Raw genomic sequence first — 19998 nt, 5'->3', positions numbered from 1 at the left:
GAGCACGCATTGCCAGGCACCAGCCGGCTCTGCCACCTGGCAGCTACAACATTAGGACGCACTAAACAGCATGAGTTCCGCGCACAAAACAATCGAATACGGCATTCTTCTTGAGGAGCAGAAAGACTGGACGGCCGCCGTCGAGGTATACACAGCACTGCTCGACGGCGGAAACGGTGCCGATGCGGAACTTGCCTTCCGTCTGGGGCATGCTCACTTCCACCTGGGGCAGTATCAGGAATCGGCGACCCGGCTTCAGGAAGCTACAGCGCAAGAACCCGGCGTAGCAGCATGGCACTACCGCCTTGGATTCGTCCAGGAGCAATTGGCAAACTACGACGCCGCCTTGGCGGCGTACAGATCCTCGCTCGCTCTGGAACCTGGCCGCACCCGATGGGCGCGTCGGTTGGCCGAAGTAGAGCCGATGGCGGAAGACGCCGCAGCAGCAGCTCTCGAGATTCGGCGCTCTGAGGGCCGCCGCCACCGGGAACGGGTCCAGGAACTCGTTGCCGGCAAGGCACCTTTGTGGCAGCGGCTCGACGCGCTTAATGACGGTCTGCATGCCAACAGCGACGATCCTGCCTGGCTTATGCAGTTGGCTGATGCTCAGTTCTCCATGAACAGGTTCGCCGAAGCCGCCGAAAACTATGCGGCGGCGGCACGACTTAAACCTGAGCAGGCGGATCTCCACTTCCGCGCAGGCTGGTGCTGGGAGCTCCTCGAACAGCCGTTGATTGCCCGCCGCGCCTACCAACGGGCAATCAACGCTGATACGGACCTGGGGGCAAAAGTCTTCGGAGTGGGAGTGTTTTTCCAGAAGAGAGGACGGTGGGTAGAGGCAGCGGCTGCATTCACGAAGACCCTTCGACATGAGAGAACTTCCGCTGAACTGCACTACAAGCTCGGCAATGCCCTCATGCGTTCTTACAAGTGGCCGGAGGCGCTTGAATCGCTCCGCGCCGCCGTAGCCATGGACCCAACCGTTCCGCAGTGGCACTACCGCCTGGGTTTTGCCCACGAACGTCTCGCCGAGTGGACGGAGGCTGCTTCCGCCTACGAATATGCGATTCTTCGGAGCAGTCCGGCCCCCTCGTACTGGTGCTATCGCTTGGGCTATGTCCTCACGCAGGCACAAGACTACGAAGGAGCGTGCAAAGCTTTCGCCGCCACACTTAAGTCAAAATCCCGCGTTGGCGCTGTGGGGGACAGCGAAGCTGTCAGCACGTATGAAGAAAGACTTCTGCTGGACGGCTTCGAATCAGCTCTGCAATCACAGTCGGCTCAGAGGTGCCTTGAAGCCGGGGAACGCCTGGAGCTTCGCGGCATGCACTCCCATGCGGCGGAAGCCTTCAACGCCAGCGTCAAGCGGTTGGAGAGCCACTCCCCCACTGCTTACTACAGATTGGGCCGGGCACTTCAGGACCTTGGGGACTTTGAGGCGGCCTGCGCTGCTTACCTGGAAACGCGGTTATTCAAGCGGGCCCACGGCGTCGATACCTCTGCTTATCTGAAGAACAGAGAGCTGAAGCAGTCGATGATTTACACGGAGTACCTGGAGACACTGCCTCTGGCGCCCACTACGGTGCTGTACGAGAGCAGTCACGGCAATTCTGTTTCGTGCAATCCACTGCAGATTTTCCGAAACATGATGGCGGATCCGCGATTCGACTCTTGGACCCACATCTGGGTACTCAATGAAAAGGACCGGGTCCCGTACGAGTTGGCCGGGCGGCCGAATGTTATTTTTGTCGCCCGTGACTGCGACCTTTACCTGCGATACCTCTCCACGGCGACGTACCTGATCAACAACAACACCTTCCCGCCCTATTTCGTTCGACGTTCGGGCCAGAAATATCTGAACACCTGGCATGGAACGCCGCTAAAGACTTTGGGCCGGGACATCCAGAATGGCTTCATGGATCACAGGAATGCCGCCAGGAACTTCCTGCATACCACCCACATGATTGCCCCGAACGAGTTCACCGCAGAGTGCCTGATAGATAAGTATGACGTCAGAGGGATTTTCGCCGGCAAACTTGCAGTCACGGGTTATCCGCGGGTGGACGCCACCTTTGGGGCCAGTGAACAGCAAAGGCGGGAGCTGCGGCATCATTTGGGGATCGAGGATGACAAAAAGGTGGTGCTCTACGCACCGACGTGGCGCGGGTCCCTTGGCACGCTCGAGGAAGCGAGCGGTGTCGACGTCAAAAGCGTCATGCAGCAACTCGCGACGCTGGACTGTGTGCCGCTCTACCGGGGGCACGCGCTGACATCCCCGGCCGGGGCCGCAGGATCCCTGGACGAGTTCGCCGTCCCGGACGATATTCCCACCAATGACCTACTCGCCGTAGTAGACGTGCTCATCACCGACTACTCCAGTATTTTCTTTGATTTCATGGCCACTGGACGACCCATCGTCTACTTTGCCTACGATCTCGACGAATACGCCTCAGAGCGTGGGATGTACTTCGACTTGGAGTCCTTGCCCGGTCGTGTGTGTGCTGAAACCGCGGGGCTGCTCACTGAAGTGACCGCCGCCCTTCAGGAAGACGGATCTCCCGACGAGAAGTACAGACGCGGCAGGGACACTTTCTGCACCATGGAAGACGGATCGTCGTCGCAGCGAGCGATCGAATTCTTCTTCTTCGATGCGACTGATTGTGTCGTCCAGCCGGAGCGAAGCCAAAAGCGCAAGGTGCTCTTCTATCAGGGTTCATTCATCCCAAACGGCATAACCACCTCCTACCTGAATCTTGTCGGCAATCTGGATGCCTCCAGCACCCGCATGTTCCTCGCGGTCGAGCCGGCCAGCGTCAAGTCCGAGGAGCGACGACTGGAAAAGTTCGCCCAACATCCCGAACATGTCCAGGTCCTTGGACGGGTGGGCACGCAGCTCATGACGGCGGAAGAACGCTGGGTGATCGACAAGTTCAACGCCACAGGCGATCTCGCTTCTCCTGAACTCTGGGACATTTACAACGGTGCCTTCAACCGGGAATTCCGCCGTATATTCGGAGACGCGACCTTTGATTCGGTCGTCTGCTTCGAGGGCTACGCAAGGTACTGGGCCGCCCTGTTCGCAAACACGACCAACCCGGCTGCCAAGAAGTCCATCTACCTTCACAACGACATGCACCGCGAATGGCGTCATCGTTTCCGTTACCTGGAGTCGATGTTCCGGCTCTACCGGAAGTACGACCAACTCGTGTCCGTGACCAAGAGCGTCCATGAGGAAAACGTCAGGCAACTGTCGGAAGCGTTCGGCCTTCCGCTGCGCAACTTTGACTACTGCAATAACGTGGTCAATGCCGCAGAGGCGAAGGAATTCGCCGCTGATCGGCTTGACGATGACCTGCACCAATGGATGGACGCTGGGTCCACGCAATTCGTCACCCTCGGCCGTCTTTCGCCAGAGAAGGGTCACGCCAAGCTCATACGGGCATTCGCGAAGGTGATCAAGTCGCATCCCCACTGCAAACTCACAATTCTTGGTGATGGCCCACTAAGGGAAGACCTGGAGCTCCTGATCGACGAGTTGTCGCTGGGGTCCAACGTGCTCCTCGCCGGGCTACGCATCAATCCATTCCCTGCGCTTCAGCGTTCCGACTGCTTCGTGTTCTCGTCTGATTATGAAGGGCAGGGACTCGTGGTGCTCGAGGCGCTAATTCTTGGAAAGCCTGTCATCTCGACGGATGTTGTAGGCCCGAGAAGTGTGCTTGAGAATGGACACGGTATGTTGGTTGAAAACAGCGTTCAAGGGCTTGTGGCTGGTATGCACGATTTTCTTGATGGCCGGCTCATGACGCCCGTATTCGACTACGATGCGTACCAAAAAGAAGCCATAAAAAAATTCGAGCGGGTTGCACTTACGCGCTCATAAGATACGCGGCCTCGCCTGACACCTGGATCTAAAGTGCCGCGAGTGCGTGCGACAAATCAAGGACTGATTATTTTGCTGCTTAGGAGTCGACTCATTGAATGACCTTGTTCTAGACCTGGCAGATGACCTGAGTCCGGTCATCGACGGGACGGCAGCGATCGATCCGTCGACCAGTTACGTTCTTGTAAATCACGGCCCCTCCTCGGCGCCGGGAGAAAACCTGATAACGATATCCAGGCGGGACCCGGCTGCTAAAAGACTGATAAGTCATCTGGCAATGAATGGGTTCTATCTGTACAGGGTTACGGAAAACGGCAGTCGTTTTGTCCGGGACCACACTATATCCAAATTATGGCACCGCGTGAAAGACGGCGATTTCTCGACAAACGGGGATGGCCTGATTTACTCCCTCACCCTCCCGGCAGTGAAGTCAAACTTCATGCGGATCCTGGTGATCTTTTCTTCAATGAACACGAGTATCTACACTCCGAGCATGATGCGCTACTTTGAACAGAATTTTCGATCTGCACAGAAGCATGTTCCACCGAATACCGCCATACTCCGGATAGCTGACATTGGTGGCGTTGTCGGCGCTTTTTATCTCAACACGGTGCGAAACCCAAATAATACGGAGAGGATCCGCCGCTTAATCACCGAAACGGCCACAGCCCACCAGGTATCTTTTGGCGATGTTGTGCTTTACGGCGCCTCCAAGGGCGGGACCGGGGCTCTGTACCACGGCCTGACCGGAGGCTTCAAGTGCCTTGCCGTGGATCCGGTCATCTCCGACGATTATTATGTATCGACGTACCAGGATTCGCACTTTACCACCGACGGTGTGTTTCCCGAGCGTAAACAAGATGTCTTTGCCCGCATCATAGATCATGCCCTCGATTCAGACTCAAAAACTAGTGCTGAAGGTACCAAAACCGCTGTTATTTACTCCGAAAGGTCTCCGCAATATGGTGCGATCCAGGAGATAGCCGTAGGAAAACTCCAAGGACGCGCAGCTTTCTTCAACTGCATCAATCCAGAGATTTCTGACCATCCGGATGTAAGCCCGAAATCGTTGAACACCGCCGCTATGCTAATGAATATGCTCTTTTACGACATGGAGCTCAAACCTGGAGTACGCCGGGTATTCTAGCTGTCCGGAGACTCTGTAGGCCTGGTCAGGGAAGCCCCACCGTCGCCACCAGCATGTTGTGGTCCGAGGGAATGATTCCGGCGAAGTTGCCGGCACTGTCGATGTTGGCCACGGTTTCCCACTGGGATACGCGCATCTTGGACGTCAGGATGTAGTCGATGTAGGAGCCGTTTGCTGACTTGTCGCCTACGCCCGGTGCAAGGGTCGCAAAACCGTTCCAGCTGTCCAGGTGCGCGTTGATCCGCTTCTCAGCAGTGGCCGCCATACTCGGGAAATCCTCCCAGTAGTCGTTGCCCAGCGGATCGACGAGTCCGAAGTTCGTGAAGACGTCATAGGGGGCGTTGGACGGTTTTTGCCACTTGCTCGAATTCAAGTCGCCGGTCATAAGGACCGGCAGGCCAGCGGAGTTCTCCTGCTTGATGACGCTGACGATTGTTTCCGCCTGCTGCTTCCGGAGCTCGTAGAATCCGTCGGCCTTACTGGTGGACAGGTGTGTGTCGCCGAAGAAGAAGAGTTTTCCCGTGGATTTCTGCTTGGCAATTGCCCAGGCAAAGAACCGGGGGTTTTCGGGGACGCTTGCCAGGGGAAGTGCTTTGCTTCCCGTCTTGACGAGTTCGACGGTCGCAGCGTTATAGAAGATCCGGGTCCCCTGAGAGGCGCCCTGGTCTGCATAGACGCAATTGGTGGGGGTGGTGGAGTCGATGCAGTTGTTGCGCTTATTGTTGCTGATCGCGTAGTTGGCTCCGGCATTGTTGAGTCGCTGCTGAAGATCCTCGAACTGCGAGAGCCCGCCTGTCTGGCCGGGCTCGTTCAGCCAGCCTTGGGAAGCCTCCTGGACGCCGATAATGTCCGGCATCCGTGACTTGATGTTCTCGACGACGGCGCTGCGCCGCTCGGACCAGGGAAGGGCGTTGGTGTTGCTGTCGCTTTCGGCGACGCAGTTGGCACACATCACGTTGTAGCTTGCCACCGTCAACGGGTTGCTGAGTGCGGGCTGGGCCGGCGGCTCCGCTTTGGTGGCCAGGCTCAGTACCGGCGTATACGCGCTAAGGCTGGTTCCGGCCTCGTCAATCACTCTGACCTGGAAGTAGTAGGCGGTGAGCGCGTTCAGCCCGCGGATTTCCGCAGTATTGATTCCATAGTAGCGGTGCCATGAGGCATCGGACATATCAGCTTTGGTTGCCACTGCCAGCCGGTAACCCGGTGCGTTGGGGACAGGGTTCCAGCTCAGGTCCACCGTCCGGTGGGTTGAAGTCCCGGTGAATCCAGTGGGGGTCGTAGGGGCCGTTGGGGTCGTCGGGGAAACAGACGGCGTGGTGAACGTAACAGCCGGGGAATAGGCGGTGAGGTTCTCGCCCGCCGGGCCGATGACCCTGACCCGTGCGAAATAGGCGGTGTTGGGGGACAGCCCGGACATGGTCCCGGAAACTTCCGTGAACCTCTTGTAGATCGAGTCGCTCATGTCGGACCTGCTGTACACCTGGACCCGGTATCCCGGAGCGTTGGCCACGGGGTTCCAGGACACGGCGATGGAGTCCGGACCCGTGGCCGTTGCCTGCAGCCCTGTCGGCACCGTGTACGCGGCAGCGGGCGCGGCGGCAGTAGTTGCGGTCACCGCCGCGGAGTACGCCGTCAGGGATACCAGGCCGTCGGCACTGATCCCCCGCACCCGGAACTTGTACTGGGTGCCCTTCACCAGATTGGGAATCACGACCGCTGTCTCTGTGAACCGGTAATACACGGCATCACTCATGTCCGCTTTCGTGTACACCTGCACCCGGTACCGCGGCAAATTCGCCGACTTGTCCCAGGACAGACTCACCGTCGTGTCCGTCTGCGCCGTGCTCTTCAATCCTGTCGGCACGGTGTAGGCAGGCGCAGCTGCAGTGGACGCGGTGATCGCCGCGGAGTACGCCGTCAGGGATACCAGCCCATCGGCACTGATCCCCCGCACCCGGAACTTGTACTGAGTGCCCTTCACCAGATTGGGAATCACCACAGACGACTCTGTGAACCGGTAATACACGGCATCACTCATGTCCGCTTTCGTGTACACCTGCACCCGGTACCGCGGCACGTTCGCCGACTTGTCCCAGGACAGACTCACCGTCGTATCCGTCTGCGCCGTGCTCTTCAATCCCGTGGGCACCGCATACGTCGGCGCAGTGGAGACCGGCGCAGCCGCCGTCGTCGCGGTGACCGCCGCGGAATACGCCGTCAGGGACACCAGCCCGTCGGCACTGATCCCCCGCACCCGGAACTTGTACTCCGTGCTCTTCACCAGATTGGGAATCACCACGGCCGAATCAGTGAACCGGTAGTACACCGCATCGCTCATATCCGGCTTCGTGTACACCTGCACCCGGTACCGCGGCAAATTCACCGACTTGTCCCAGGACAGACTCACCGTCGTATCCGTCTGCCCCGTGCTCTTCAGTCCCGTCGGCACTGCATACGCAGGATCGTAGGCAACCGCTGCGGGAGCGATCGCGAGGCTGGAGAAGAGCAGGAGCGCCGTCAGTCCCGCGATAGCGGACTTCCGAAGCGCTTGGGTCAAGCCTTTGGTCTGCATCTGACACCCTTAAATAGGGATCACCCTCGCCGGAATCATGTCCCGAAGTGATCCATCGTCCAACTCCTGACGACGTTGCAGGAAGAACCTGGCAGGTCCTTTCCCATCAACTGTCGGCAGGCAGCCAGATGATGTTATCGACCGCGGACCCAGAGGAGACGCAGGGAAGGCGCAAATTTTGCGCAGGCTCGTGTGAGGGGGTCAGCCGCCGTCCAGCCACATGGGACTTCGGCGCCGTCCAGTCGCCGGCGATGGTGCCTAGCTGGAGACCTTTGCAACCGGAGGGACCGGCATGGCCCACAGCTTTCGCTCTATCGCGTCCCGCATGGCAGCCCCCCACTTTGAAACGACCACCTCGTCATTGAAGGCGTGAGCCCGGGCGACCGCTGCGCGGCGCATGTCTTTGAGATCTTCCTCGCCCATGGTGCTGAGTTGGCGGATCCGCTCCGACATCGCCGGGATGTCGCCGGCCTTCACGAGGAATCCGTTGACGCCGTCCTGGATGATGTCAGCAGGACCATACGGAACATCGTAGGAGATAGGAATGCATCCCGCGCTCATGGCCTCAATCAGAACCAGCCCTTGCCCCTCCAGTTTGCTGGTCAGGAGGGTAAATGAAGCACGCTCGAATTCCTGCCGGGCATCAATGGAGTAACCCCGCAAGGCGACGTGGTCCCCCATGCCGATCGAGTCAATCAGCTTCAAGAGTGCGGCCTGTTCCGGTCCTTGGCCGTAGATCTCCAACTTGTACCCGACGTCAGAGGACTTTCCTGCCTCTGCTACGGCGCGGATGGCGTGGTCAAGCCTCTTGCGGCCGGTCAAGCTGCCCAGGATGATACCGAGTTCCGGCGTGTGGCCGGCTTCCGGGTCCGACACCGTGGGAAGAGATCTGCTGTTCGGGATAACGCAGGTGTTCTGCGGTTTATCGAAGACCAGGTCCACGTCCTTTTTCTGGTTTTCGGTCAGGAACACCACGGAGTCGAAGGAACTCAAACGCTCGAACACATACCGCCGGGTCGGGCTGAGCTCCCCGTACGGGGGAAGTGCGCCGCTGGCCATGTGAGAGTTGTGCACCAGGTGCAAGGTGACGACGTTGTCGCGGCGGTAGCGGGTCATGAAATTGGCGGTCGACTTGCTGTCAACAATCATGAAGGACTCGCGGCCTTCGACCACGCAGTCAAGCCAGAAGAGGTAGAGCGGCCAGATCTGGTTCCAGGAAGCCACGGGGCGGCCGTCGAGACCGCACAGGGTTACCAGCCGCCCGCCCTCGGATCCCCTGACGGAGACGTCCCGGCGATCAGAGGCTACGACAGTTCCATCTGTGCGGAAATAATCCACTTGGAGGACCGTCTTCCCGTCGGAGGCATACCGGACCCGACGGCGCAGGACCCCGCCGCTCGTTTCGTCCGTTGACTCCTCCGCCCCGCCAATCGCCGAAAATTCGCCGACGACGTTCTTGCCGGGTTTCGCCGACGCCAGCTGGCTTTCCGTGAGCTGGCCTAGTTCTTCCCAGAGGTTTCGCAGCCGCAGCCCCGGTATCAACTCACCGGCAGCTTCAAGCTCGCAACGGATATCACCGTAGTCAAGTGACCAGGCAAAGGTCAGGACATCCACGGGCACACCTGCCTCCTGGATAAACGCCCGCGAACGGTGCAGCAGGGCATTCGTCATTCCGCCGTACTCCGTGGGTATCCCCCAGGTAATGGCACAGTGATACCCCTCTGGCAGGGACGGGTGGCTACGGGCCCGGTCATCGCGCACGTCCTGCTTATTCATAACGATCTCCAAAAACTTAGACTGCATTGGCTGTGGATGTGGAGGCTGCGGGCTTCAACGGGCGAAGGCTCAGATTTCCGTGCACCGTTCCATAGACGTCCACCGGTGGGGGGACAGGGGCACGGAAAGGCAGCCGCGACGCCACGCGGCGGCCCAGAAGGTGGGTCTCGAGGGTGGCATCCACAACGGATTCACCCAGCGCCCGCATGACGTCCGGGGCGAACCGGAAGACGCTCGAGAACACGCCGCCGGCAGTTTGTCCCGTCAGCTCACCCGACGCTCTGAAGAAGGACTCGGTGCCCCGAATTCTGAGTCGGCACAAGAAACGCGGCGTAGAGGCATCGAGGCTGTCGCTCTCAGCGGTCAACCGGGCGGTTACCCGCAGATCGAGTGCCCCGTCAGACCATATTCCCCAGGCAGTGTCCGTTACTGCCACGGAAAGTTCCGGGGCGGGGATGGCCTTCATAGCCGCCGCGGCCGCCAACGCGTCGGACCACATGGAGACGACGGGGGCGTCGGAGAAGTCGCCGGCCCGGGAAATCGCGGCTTCCCGCATTTGAGCCTTTTGTTCGGCCGGCAGTGCCAGGAATGCTGCCACACAGTCGGCCAGCGCCTCCTCGTTCCCGTAGTCCACGATGTAGCCGTTGACGCCGTGCGTGATGATGGACGACGGGCCATAGTGGATGTCGTAGGCGATGGGCACACAGCCGGCGGACATGCTCTCCAGAATCACCAGGCCAAACGATTCCGACGAACTCGTCAGCAGCGAAAACGAAGACTCGCCGAACACCTTGGCCGGCGAATGGGTGTGGCCCTTCAGCTGGACAAGTGAGGAAACGCCCAGCCGCTGGATGAGGCTTTCCAGTTTGGGGCCCTCGTCCCCCTCGCCGTAAACGCCCAGCGTCGCGGGTGTCTGGAGTCGGTGGTTCACGTCGGTGATTGCCCGGATGGCGTGATCTATCTGCTTGAGGGGCCGCAATTGGGCCAGCAAAACCCCGGCAGTCGGGTTGCGGTCACCTTCCACGGGCTGGACGGGCACCGCCCGGCTGTTGGGGATGACATGGATGTTGCCGATGTCCCCAACGCGTGCCCTGATGTCCTCTGCCTGCATCCGGGTCAAGATTGCCACACCGTCGAAGTTGTCGAAGCGGGGGACGACCACCTCGCCGGAACCCGAGAGCGGCGAGGCCGGCCCGTTTACTGCTGTGGCGAGGTGGGAATCATGGACCATCAAAAAGACGGTCGCCGATGGCCGCCGGTAGGTCTTCATGAACGTCGCTGCGTGCTTGTTATCCACGATGAAGAACGAGTCGATACCGTCCGTCAGGTGATCCAGCCAGGACCGATACATTTCCCAGGATGAACGCCACTGCTCCACCGGCAGGCCCTGGGCGTTGCAGAGGGTGAGCGACCTGCCCCCGTGCTGGCCCGGGGTGTCGACGTCGTTGCAGTCCGAAAGGAAGAGAGTCCCGTCCGCCCGCAGGTAGTCCGTCTGCAGCAGCGTGGTGCCGTCAGCGGCAAATCTCTGGGTTCGCCCGCTGGGGCCGCCTTCTACCGTGGTGACAGGCGTTCCCGCCTCACCGAGCGGCCGGAAGCCCGCGAGGTCCTCCGCCGGGAGGACGGGGGCGTCGCCGGCCAAATGGGTCAGGTCTTCCCAGATGTTGCGGAGAGTGACGCCGTCGGTCAGTTTCCCCTGCCCGGCGAGCGTCTTCCGGATGTCGGGGTAATCGCGGAAATTGTCGAACGTGAGAATTTCCACCGGCGCGCCACCTTCGGCGGCAAAAGCCCGGGAACGGTGCAGCATGGAGTTTGTCCTACCGCCGTGCACCACCGGCACGCTCCAGGTGACGGCAAAATGCTTGCCGGCGGGCAGCCGCGCTGATGTGTCACTTCGGTTCTGCATTAGTCTCCCCTGGGCCGGCCGCTGTCAGCGGCCCGGACCCTCATTTTTCGTTTACTTTCAAACACCCGCAGCGGTGGAGGCGCCGTCGTCAGCGCCAGAAACCGCGGGTGTCAATGATTTTCTTGCCCTCAAGGCTCGACGGCTCAATCTCACGGAACTTGTCGTGATCGACCAACAGCACCACGACGTCGGCCGCATCGACCGCTTTGTCCGTATCCATCAGCCGGACGTTGGCACACTCAGCCAACGCCTGCGGCAGCTGATTCTTGTGCGGCGCCGCGACAAGAATATCCGCATCGGGCTGCAACGTGGCCACCCGCCGGACGATCTCCACTGCCGGAGATTCCCGGACGTCGTCTATGTTGGCTTTGAAGGCCAAGCCCAGGCAGGCAATCACCGGACGGCTGAGACCGCTGGCAGCCTTCCGGACCTGTTCCACGACATGGCCTGGCTTGCGGTCATTGACTTCGCGGGCAGTGCGGATCAAGACGGAGTTCTCCGGGTCCGCGGCCACAATGAACCAGGGGTCCACAGCAATGCAGTGGCCGCCTACGCCGGGGCCGGGCTGAAGGATGTTGACCCGGGGATGATGATTGGCCAGACGGATGAGCTCCCAGACGTCAATGTCGAGGTTTCCGCTGATGACCGACAATTCATTCGCAAACGCGATGTTCACGTCGCGGTAGGCGTTCTCCACCAGTTTGGACATCTCCGCCGTTGCAGCGTCCGTGAGGTGGATTTCGCCCTGGCAGAACACTCCGTACAGTGCCGCCGCGGCGTCGGCAGCCTCTGCCGTGAGGCCACCCACCACACGGTCGTTCGTCACCAGCTCGATCATGATCCTGCCCGGCAGCACCCGTTCGGGACAGTGCGCCACCAAAAGTGCAGGCTTGCCGTCCCGGCCGTCAAGGCTCAGATCGGGGCGGATCCCCAGAATGAGTTCGGCGAGCCGGCGGGTGCTCCCGGGCGGTGACGTCGACTCCAGAATTACCAGCTCACCGCCGCTCAGCTGGGGCGCGATGGCCCGGGCGGCGGCGGCAATGTAGGACATGTCCGCGGATTTGTCGGCATTGAACGGCGTCGGCACGGCCACGATGTAGGCATCCGCGCCGGGAGTCTCGAGTTGGGCGCTAAGCCTTCCCCTGCTGACCGCGCCCGCGACGAGGATGCCCAGGTCAGGTTCCACAAACGGCACGTCCCCGTTGTTAACGGCGTCCACGGTGCTCTGGTTCAGGTCAACCCCGATGACCTCCAGACCGTTGGTGGCCAGGATGGCCGCCGTGGGAAGCCCGATGTAGCCCAGTCCGATGACGGCGACCGTCCTGATCGTCGCGCCGGTCTCGGCACTTCTAGATGTCAACATGTCCATGTAGCTTTCCGTAGAATTTTATGTCGCCCGAAGCCAGCAGTTCGGCATCTTCTACCTGCCAAGTGTGTCCATCACCGGTGCGTACCTGGAAGTAGTTGAAGCGGTCCGACGAATAGATGACCTTACCGGCGGCATGGACCGAGCGAAGAAATCCGGTGTCCTCGCCGACCGTGACGGGCTGGAACGGGTGGGCCGTGAAGACGTCACGGCGGGCCATGATGGTCGGTCCCATCACGAAGTCCGTGAACCGGTGTTCCCTGGCTGCGAACCTCAGGATGGCGGCGTTGGACGTCTCAAGGTGCATGTAGTGCGCCTGCTTCCCCACAACGTCCGCCCCCGAATAAGACAAAGCATAAAGCTGGTCGCTCACGTAGTGCGGGCCGTAGTGGTCGTCGTCGTCCATCTTGGTGAGAACGTGGCCGCTGGAGGCGGCGACGCACCTGTTCAGGCACTCCCCCAACGAAACCTCCCGCGGCGCCTCCAGGAGCACCACGTTCCGCAGCCCGGACCGATCGGAAAGCTCCGCCAGTCGTTCGGTGGAGAGCTGGAAGCCGTGGGTGAGCAGCACCAGTTCCAGGTCCACGCCGTGCTGTCCCGCGAGGGTCCGGAAGACACGCTCAAGGTTCTGGGGCCTGATAGTTGGCAACAGCACCGAGAGCGACGGCCGCCGCACGCCGGCGTCTAGGCCCGGGAGGGCGTATTGCAGGACGGTCTCCGCCCGGTGGGCGTAAGTGTGGCCCGCCCAGATGGCGCGCTGGGCCAGGTGTGCCGTGCGGTCATTCAGCTCGGGATTGGAAACCAGCGCGCGGGTAAGGTGTTCGGCTTCCTTGCGGGTGGCGGCAACCGGAACCGCTGCGGGAGGAAAGAACTGCTGCATGGCCAGGCTGGGCGCGGTCACGACCGGCGTTCCGGATGCCGTGATTTCAAAGATGCGCCGGGCACACATGCTGGGCGAGTCTACGACGGAATTGACGTTGAGGAAGACCTTGTATGCCTTGTAGGCGGACAGCGTCTGGGGGTAGCTCAGCGAACCGACGACCCGTGAGTCCAGGGGTGGCGGGAACTGGTACTCGGCGTTCCCGCCGAGTTGGCGCGAGAAGATTTCCAGGCCCGTCCGCATCCTGGGGGACGCGTCCAGCGCGCCGCCGAGGAGGTAGTCCATCTGCGCCCGGCGCTCGGGATACTTGTGGGCAAAGTACATGCCCGCGAAGGCCACGTCCCTGCTGTGCCGGCCGTGTCCCGGCCTGACCGGGTTATGGATGGCGGGCTGGGCGGCGAACGGAAGGGACCTGACCCGTTCGTGGCCGAGATCCACCCTGTACTGGGGAATGCGGCCGGAATCGGAGGTGAAGACCTGGTCAAAGAGCCGTGCGGCGGGGAGGAAGTCGTCATAGTGGGGCGGGTCCTCCTTGTTCCAGAAGACGGTGGCGATGCCCTGCTCCCGGCACCAGCTGACGAGTTCGCGGAACTCGGCACTGGGACCGTTCGGCCCGGCCAGTTTGCCGCGCCACAGTCCGCCGTTTCCCGCCCACGCCGATTCCACGAACAACAGGTCGATAGCGCCGGTTGCCAGATCACTGCGCCACGTGTGCGGATGGACCGGGATGGTGGACCATTCGTAGCCGAAAGCCAGCGCCGAAAAGTCATCCAGGATCACAGCGGCACGCACATCCGGCCGGGTCGGTGGCTGCTGCGGCAGGTCCGCCGGCAGGAGCGAGAGCCGCCGCTTGTGTCCGCGGCCGGTCCAGGCCGCTTCGACGCCCTGGACGTTGCGCGGCGCGGCGAAGCCCCGTTCAATCCGCTGGCGGGACCGCCAGGACTTGAACTGGGCCGGCCCGCCCCTTCGCAGATGCCACAGTCCTGTCCGGATCTCCCGGAGACCCGCCATTAGCCCCGGCTCCGGCGTGAGGACCGCCCGCGGACCTCGGTGGCCACGAGGTTCGCTTTGGCGTCGTCGAGGATCCTGGTGGCCGAAATATTGTTGCCCTTGGAGAGGTGGCGGGTGAACTCCTGGTACGCCTTGATGGCGGCTTCCGGCTCACCGTCCATGATCAGGTCGCCCTTGTCCAGCCAGATCACCCGGGTGCACATGTCCTTGATGGTGTCCAGGCTGTGGCTGACCAGGAACACGCAGCCCGCCTGTTCACGAAGCTCATCCATCCGCAGTTTGCTGCGGTCCGCGAACTGGGCGTCACCGGTGTTGAGGGCCTCATCCACCAGGAGGATCTCGGGGTCGACGCTCGCTGCGATGGCAAAGCGGAGGCGCGACGCCATGCCGGATGAGTAGGACTTCATCGGCAGGTGGATGGACTTTTCAAGTCCGGACAGTTCCACGATGCTGTTGAACTTTTTGTCCACCTCGGCCCGGCTCATGCCCATGGCGAGACATCCGAGGATCACGTTCTGGTCGCCGGACAGGTCCTGGACGAGCGCCGCATTCACGCCGAGCATGATGGGGGTGCTGGAGGCATACACGGCACCCTTGGAGGGTCTGGTCTGGCCGCTGATGATCTTCATCAGAGTGCTCTTGCCCGAACCGTTTCGGCCGATAATGCCCACGGATTCGCCGCGTTCAACGACGAGCGAAAGCCTGTTCAGGGCATGCACGGTGACCATGTTGGGTTTGCTGACGGCGCGGCGGAAGATGCGGGGTGTGGCCTCGTCGGCGTCAGCGTCAGAAGCCGCGCTGGAGGCCACGCGGTACCGCATTTCCACGCTGTCTACCACCACGCAGGGGTGACCCTCGATGTAGAGCTCCTGGTCATCCGCGTCCATAGGACTCCTCCCCCTTCCAGAAATACACCAGGCCCACGCCCAGCGCCCCGAGGGCCCAGGCGGTGAGAATGGCCCATGACTGCCACTGGGGCACCGTGGCGTAGAGAACACAGTCCCGGACGATGTCGATCACGTTGAACAAGGGATTGAGCTTGATGACGGCCAGGATTTCGGGATGGGTGACGAACCGGTCGTAGGAGAAGAAGATGGCGGAGCCGTACATCCACGCCCGGAGCGCGAAAGGCAGCAGGTGCGTGACGTCATGGACGCGGGCGATGATGCGGGCCAGGATGAGTCCCACCCCCAGGTTGAAGAGCGCCTGCAACATGATGGCCGGTAGCACCAGAATCCAAAGCCAGGTGATTTCCTCCCCGGGAGGCAGCACCACCACGATCAGCAGCATGGCGAGGATGAGGGGAACCGCCCGGAGCAGCTCCCGCACGTTGGCGCCGATGGGAAGCGCTGCCCGCGGGAAATTAAAAGCCTGAACCACGGATTTGTTGTTCCGGATGGAGCGCGCGCCGGACGTGATGGCGCCTGAACTGAACTGGAACACAAAGATGCCCACCACAAGGTAGCCCACGAAGTTCTCGATACCGCGGCTGGTGTTCAACAGCAGCCCGAAGATCAGGAAATAGGTCAGGCCGTTGAAGACGGGGTTCAGCAACAGCCAGGCGCTGCCCAGGCGGTCGCGGCGCGTTCCGCTTTGAATGCGGGCCCGGGCGTCGTAGAACATGAACTCGCGGAAGTCCCAGAGCCGGACGAGATAATCCAGGAAGGATGGCCGCGAACCGACACGGGTCAGCCGCCGCATGTCCACGGAGAGCGGCTGGACTGCCACCGGCTCCGGGTCTATTGCACTATCTGCGGACACTACTCGTTCTCCTCATGGTCATGGTGCAGCCCGGCGTAGCGGGTGGTCAGGGTCGTGGCGTTGGCCGCCCAGGTCCTCCCGGCCAGCACCGCAGCACGGCCCGCCTGTCCCAACGCCGCCCGGTAGCCGGCGTCGGAGAGCAGCGTGGAGATCGCCTGGGCGAGCTCACGGGGGTCTTCGGCGGGGGCCAGTAGCCCGGTACCGCCGTCGTCTATTATCTCCCGAAGTGCGGGCAGGTCGCTCCCGACCACTGGCCGGGCACTCGCCAGGGCCTCGACCGGCTTGAGCGGAGTGACCGCACGGGTCACGTCCAGGTTCTTGCGCGGGACCACGAACACGTCGAGAGCCTGGTGGTAGAGGGGGGCGAGGTCCCGGGGCACCCGCCCCGTGAATATTGCCCGGTCCGAGAGTCCCAGGGCACTGATCTGTTCCTCCAGGGCGGGCCTGGAGACACCGTCACCGACGATCAGCAGGCGCAGCTGAGGGTATTCCGGTGCAAGGAGCGCGAAGGCCCTCACGAGGTCATCCAAACCTTCATAGGCCACAAGACTGCTGACGGTGCCAATGTAGAGTCCGTCCTCCGGCAGTCCCAGCTCGCGGCGGGCACCGGCCGGATCCAGCGGCGTCTCGAGGAAGGCCCCGCCCACGGCGTTGGGGGCGATGAGGACCTTCTCCTCGGGGATTCCTGCCGCGACGATATTGGCCTTCATGGCATGGCCCAGCGTCACGACGAGATCGGCGTCGCGCATAACGTCGCTTTCGCGTTCCCGGAATAATCGGTACTTTTGGCTGGCCCGGGCCTGGGGTCCGTGCGTGGCTGCCCACGTGTCCGCCAGTTGCCCGCGGACCTCGTAGACCCAGGGAATGCCCAGGGCCTCAGCCACCGCCCGGACAACGAGTCCGTTGACGAAGTGCGTGGTGGTGTGGAGGATGCCGGGCTTGAAGTCCAGCGCCACTTTCAGTAATTCCTCGGCCTGTTGCTGCAGGCGCGCGTCCATGGCCGGCGCCAGAGCCGACGGGAGCAGACGCCGGTATTCGACCCCGTCCACGACGTCCCTGTCCTGGGCCAGGAGCTTTCCGACCTGCACGGGGTAAGCCAGTCGGGTGACGGCCAGCACGTCCCAGCCCGCCTCCTGCTGGGCCGCCATGACCGAGTGGGACCGCTGGGCGTAGCCGCTGGCCGTGTGGGGCAGGGAGTTGGTCAGCAGATGCAGGACCCGGCCGGGTACCGGGGTGAACGCCTGCCGGTTCAGTGCGGGCCCGGCGCCGGTATACACGGCTGCCTCGCCGGCCAGCCGTGCCTGCTGCTGCCGCCCGGCCCGGTTGGACCCCTCGAGGACGGCGACGGCGCCGCTGAGGTCCCCGGCATACCAGAGCCTGCGTGCCTGCGCCGACTTGAGGCCCGGCGCATTTCCTGCACCGGCCAGCAGGACGTCCGAGAGCTCCGGCTGATTGGCTACGAGCGCGAGGTCCGCCAGCTTCCTGGCTTTCTCACCGGCGACGTGGCGTTCCGCGGCGAGCCGCAGACGCCGCGAGACGTCGTCGTTGTCGCCGCGCGTGAGAGATGCGAGCACCACGGGCACGGCAACGGAGTCTTTTGGTGCGGCTGCGCAGGTGAGCCGGGCCAGGGGGCCTACCACCGAGGACGGTACGCGCCGCGATATCTGGAGGAAAAGCAGCATCGGATCGTCCGTGAGGTGCTGTCCTGCCGTGTGTGCGGCGAGCCGCAGGTTTCTGAGGGCCTGGATCATCGGGTGTCTACGGATGCCTTGCCCAGGAGTTCAGCGATGAGGTCCACGTACCGGCTGGCCAGCAGCCCATACTCGGCGTGGGTTTTGACCCACTGCCGGCTGTCACCGTTGCGGACAAGCCGCCCCCGGTCGGCGGCCAGTTCACGCCACAAAGCTGCCAGGGCCTCCGGGTCGCTGGCCACGATATCGCCGGCCTCCGCGTCGGCGATGACACGCGCCGCCTCCCCGCGCACCATGGCCGTCACGTGGCGGCCAACGGCCAGGACTTCATAGGTCTTGGACGGAACGGTGGTTTCGAAGGATTTCCAGTCGTCGCGGAGGGAAACGAGGCAGGTGTCCGCTGACGCGTAGCGTTCCATCATGGCCTCGCCATGAAGCGGGGCGTGAAAGGTCACCGGCGCTTTCAAGTCCCGGGCGAGCTTCTCCAGGGCCCGCCGCCGGGTCCCGTGCCCCACCATGTGCAGGTGCATCGAGTCGCCCACCAAAGCGCTGGCCCGGATCGCCACCTCCAGCCGCTGGCTCTCGCCGTGGTTCCCGAGGTACAGGGCCTCAAAAACGGGACGCTCCAGATCCGGTGCATCGAGGACCGGGATGGCGTCCAGATTTAGACCGTTGCTGATAGTGGCCACCCTGCGGACTCCGCGTGACCGGAGGGTTTCAGCGAAACCCTCCGTCACGGTTACCACGAGGTCTGCCCGGTGCTGGACAAAATCAACGACGTGCTCCACGGCGCTCTTGACGCTTCCCTGGACGAGGCGGGCATCGCGGGCAAGGTCGGGCCACGCATCCCGCATTTCGACTATCAGGGGTACTCCACGCAGCTTCGCGAGAGCGTATCCGGCAAGCAGGGACGGCAGTGCCGGCGCGGTGACTATGACGACGTCGGGCTTCGTCAGAAGCAGCCCGGCGGGCACTGAGAGCGCTGCCGAAAAGCACTGGTCCACCAGCCGGGCGGCGCGGGAGTTGCCGTGACGCAGGTACGGCACCCGCAGGATTTTCTCGGTGAACTGTCCGTCCTGCAGCCCGAAGGGTCTGCCCGCCAACCGCCGGGGCAGCGCCCGCCGTCCGAAAGGGTAGTGCGCTACGGGCGCCACAACGTCGACGTCCCAGCCTGAGCGCGAGAATTCCTTGATCATGGCAGTCCAGCGGCGCTGGGGCGGGCTGTGCTCCGGCCAGTATGAGTGCGTCAGCAGCGTGATTCGGACCGGGGAGGTTTGCGGCTCAGTGCGGGCAGAGTTGGGCCGGGCGTGTTTTTGCATCCGGGTTCTTACTCTCCGGCCTTGGGGGCGAAGCTTGCACTCTTCCCACCGAGGAACCTGTTGTACGCGAACCCGGCGGCGAGCAGAATCAGGACAGTCATCACCTGGACCGCCAGCGGGCTGCCGGTGGCGACGGCCACGGCGGCCTGGATTTGTGCCTGCATAATGGCCGGGGGCTGAGCGGGCGGGGCAGCTACGGCGGGTGCCGTCGACTGCTGGGGTTCTGGCGCGGGAGTGGGCGACGGCGACTCCGTCGCCTCTGCTGGGGCCCCCTCCGCTTCTGAGATCCCCGGCGCGGGGGGCTGGGTGGTCCGGGGAGCGTCCCGCGGAGCGACTACTGCGCCCGGCACCGGGGCCGGAGCGGGCGGGGGCGTCTCTGCGGCCGGCGGCTCGGGGACAGCCGGCGGCTCCGCTGTCACCGGGTCAGAAGGCTGCACCACTGGACCTGCCGTCCCGGAGGGAGCCGGCGACGGCACGGGCTCCGCCTTCGGCGGCGCAGGAGGCGCCAGCGTGGGCAACACAATTTCCGGCACCGGGCCGGGTGAGGGCGCATCCTCAGCCTGCGCGGCAGTGACCGCCGCCGACAGGGCGACGGCTACCAGCAGTGCTGTGAGTCCGGTCCGTGCAATGTTGAATTTCAGGCTGCGCGAAAACGTGATGGCCGTCCCTCCCCCAGATACATGAGCTAAACA

General features: G+C 62.6%; 12 protein-coding genes. 2 read left to right on the top strand and 10 right to left on the bottom strand.

Features of this window, described 5'->3' with window-relative positions; all coding sequences use genetic code 11:
- Positions 1–70 precede the first annotated feature (70 nt).
- Positions 71–3880 carry a CDP-glycerol glycerophosphotransferase family protein gene (locus tag ABIB29_RS03755; RefSeq protein WP_354170140.1) on the top strand — a complete coding sequence of 1270 codons (3810 nt, stop codon included), beginning with the start codon at positions 71–73 and terminating at the stop codon, positions 3878–3880.
- 94 nt (positions 3881–3974) lie between these two features.
- Entirely contained in the window at positions 3975–5027 is a 1053-nt protein-coding gene (locus tag ABIB29_RS03750) for an XcbB/CpsF family capsular polysaccharide biosynthesis protein (protein WP_354170138.1), read from the top strand.
- A 25-nt stretch (positions 5028–5052) separates the two neighbouring features.
- Here the strand turns inward: ABIB29_RS03750 and ABIB29_RS03745 are convergent, their stop codons facing one another.
- The 10 genes from ABIB29_RS03745 to ABIB29_RS03700 form a co-directional block, all read right to left on the bottom strand.
- Positions 5053–7584, bottom strand: coding sequence for a fibronectin type III domain-containing protein (locus ABIB29_RS03745; RefSeq protein WP_354170136.1), 2532 nt, complete (start codon positions 7582–7584; stop codon positions 5053–5055).
- Positions 7585–7857: 273 nt separating this feature from the next.
- A complete protein-coding gene (locus ABIB29_RS03740) occupies positions 7858–9375 on the bottom strand; it encodes a glycosyltransferase (RefSeq protein WP_354170134.1) in 1518 nt (505 codons plus the stop codon).
- A gap of 16 nt (positions 9376–9391) precedes the next feature.
- Positions 9392–11179 carry a glycosyltransferase gene (locus tag ABIB29_RS03735; protein ID WP_354170132.1) on the bottom strand — a complete coding sequence of 596 codons (1788 nt, stop codon included), beginning with the start codon at positions 11177–11179 and terminating at the stop codon, positions 9392–9394.
- A 187-nt stretch (positions 11180–11366) separates the two neighbouring features.
- Complete coding sequence (gene wecC / locus ABIB29_RS03730) at positions 11367–12647, bottom strand: UDP-N-acetyl-D-mannosamine dehydrogenase (RefSeq protein WP_354170130.1); 1281 nt, start codon at positions 12645–12647, stop codon at positions 11367–11369.
- Positions 12628–14535, bottom strand: coding sequence for a glycosyltransferase family protein (locus tag ABIB29_RS03725; RefSeq protein ID WP_354170128.1), 1908 nt, complete (start codon positions 14533–14535; stop codon positions 12628–12630). Before ABIB29_RS03725 ends, wecC begins: the two co-directional genes overlap by 20 nt.
- The gene (locus tag ABIB29_RS03720) at positions 14535–15422 is read right to left on the bottom strand and encodes an ABC transporter ATP-binding protein (RefSeq protein ID WP_354170126.1); all 888 of its coding nucleotides are present in this window, start codon (positions 15420–15422) and stop codon (positions 14535–14537) included. Before ABIB29_RS03720 ends, ABIB29_RS03725 begins: the two co-directional genes overlap by 1 nt.
- Positions 15409–16296, bottom strand: coding sequence for an ABC transporter permease (locus tag ABIB29_RS03715; RefSeq protein ID WP_354170124.1), 888 nt, complete (start codon positions 16294–16296; stop codon positions 15409–15411). Before ABIB29_RS03715 ends, ABIB29_RS03720 begins: the two co-directional genes overlap by 14 nt.
- On the bottom strand, positions 16296–18047 hold the full coding sequence (locus ABIB29_RS03710; RefSeq protein WP_354170122.1) for a glycosyltransferase family 4 protein: 1752 nt from the start codon (positions 18045–18047) through the stop codon (positions 16296–16298). Before ABIB29_RS03710 ends, ABIB29_RS03715 begins: the two co-directional genes overlap by 1 nt.
- Positions 18044–19306, bottom strand: a complete 1263-nt coding sequence (locus tag ABIB29_RS03705; RefSeq protein WP_354170120.1) for a glycosyltransferase family 4 protein — start codon at positions 19304–19306, stop codon at positions 18044–18046. Before ABIB29_RS03705 ends, ABIB29_RS03710 begins: the two co-directional genes overlap by 4 nt.
- An 8-nt stretch (positions 19307–19314) precedes the next feature.
- A complete protein-coding gene (locus ABIB29_RS03700; protein WP_354170118.1) occupies positions 19315–19470 on the bottom strand; it encodes a hypothetical protein in 156 nt (51 codons plus the stop codon).
- Between the last annotated feature and the right edge of the window lie 528 nt (positions 19471–19998).

This window comes from Arthrobacter sp. UYEF36, assembly GCF_040547025.1.
In the GTDB taxonomy this organism is placed as follows: domain Bacteria; phylum Actinomycetota; class Actinomycetes; order Actinomycetales; family Micrococcaceae; genus Arthrobacter.
The sequence above is the reverse complement of the archived record's forward strand: the minus strand, read 5'-3'. Positions and strand labels throughout refer to the sequence as shown.

Bases quoted from the DNA above. Each gene is read 5' to 3' on its own strand.
- ABIB29_RS03755 (WP_354170140.1), top strand. From the start codon at position 71: ATGAGTTCCGCGCACAAAACAATCGAATACGGCATTCTTCTTGAGGAG.
- ABIB29_RS03740 (WP_354170134.1), bottom strand. From the start codon at position 9,375: ATGAATAAGCAGGACGTGCGCGATGACCGGGCCCGTAGCCACCCGTCC.
- ABIB29_RS03735 (WP_354170132.1), bottom strand. From the start codon at position 11,179: ATGCTGCACCGTTCCCGGGCTTTTGCCGCCGAAGGTGGCGCGCCGGTG.
- wecC (WP_354170130.1), bottom strand. From the start codon at position 12,647: ATGGACATGTTGACATCTAGAAGTGCCGAGACCGGCGCGACGATCAGG.
- ABIB29_RS03725 (WP_354170128.1), bottom strand. From the start codon at position 14,535: ATGGCGGGTCTCCGGGAGATCCGGACAGGACTGTGGCATCTGCGAAGG.
- ABIB29_RS03720 (WP_354170126.1), bottom strand. From the start codon at position 15,422: ATGGACGCGGATGACCAGGAGCTCTACATCGAGGGTCACCCCTGCGTG.
- ABIB29_RS03710 (WP_354170122.1), bottom strand. From the start codon at position 18,047: ATGATCCAGGCCCTCAGAAACCTGCGGCTCGCCGCACACACGGCAGGA.
- ABIB29_RS03705 (WP_354170120.1), bottom strand. From the start codon at position 19,306: ATGCAAAAACACGCCCGGCCCAACTCTGCCCGCACTGAGCCGCAAACC.
- ABIB29_RS03700 (WP_354170118.1), bottom strand. From the start codon at position 19,470: ATGCAGGCACAAATCCAGGCCGCCGTGGCCGTCGCCACCGGCAGCCCG.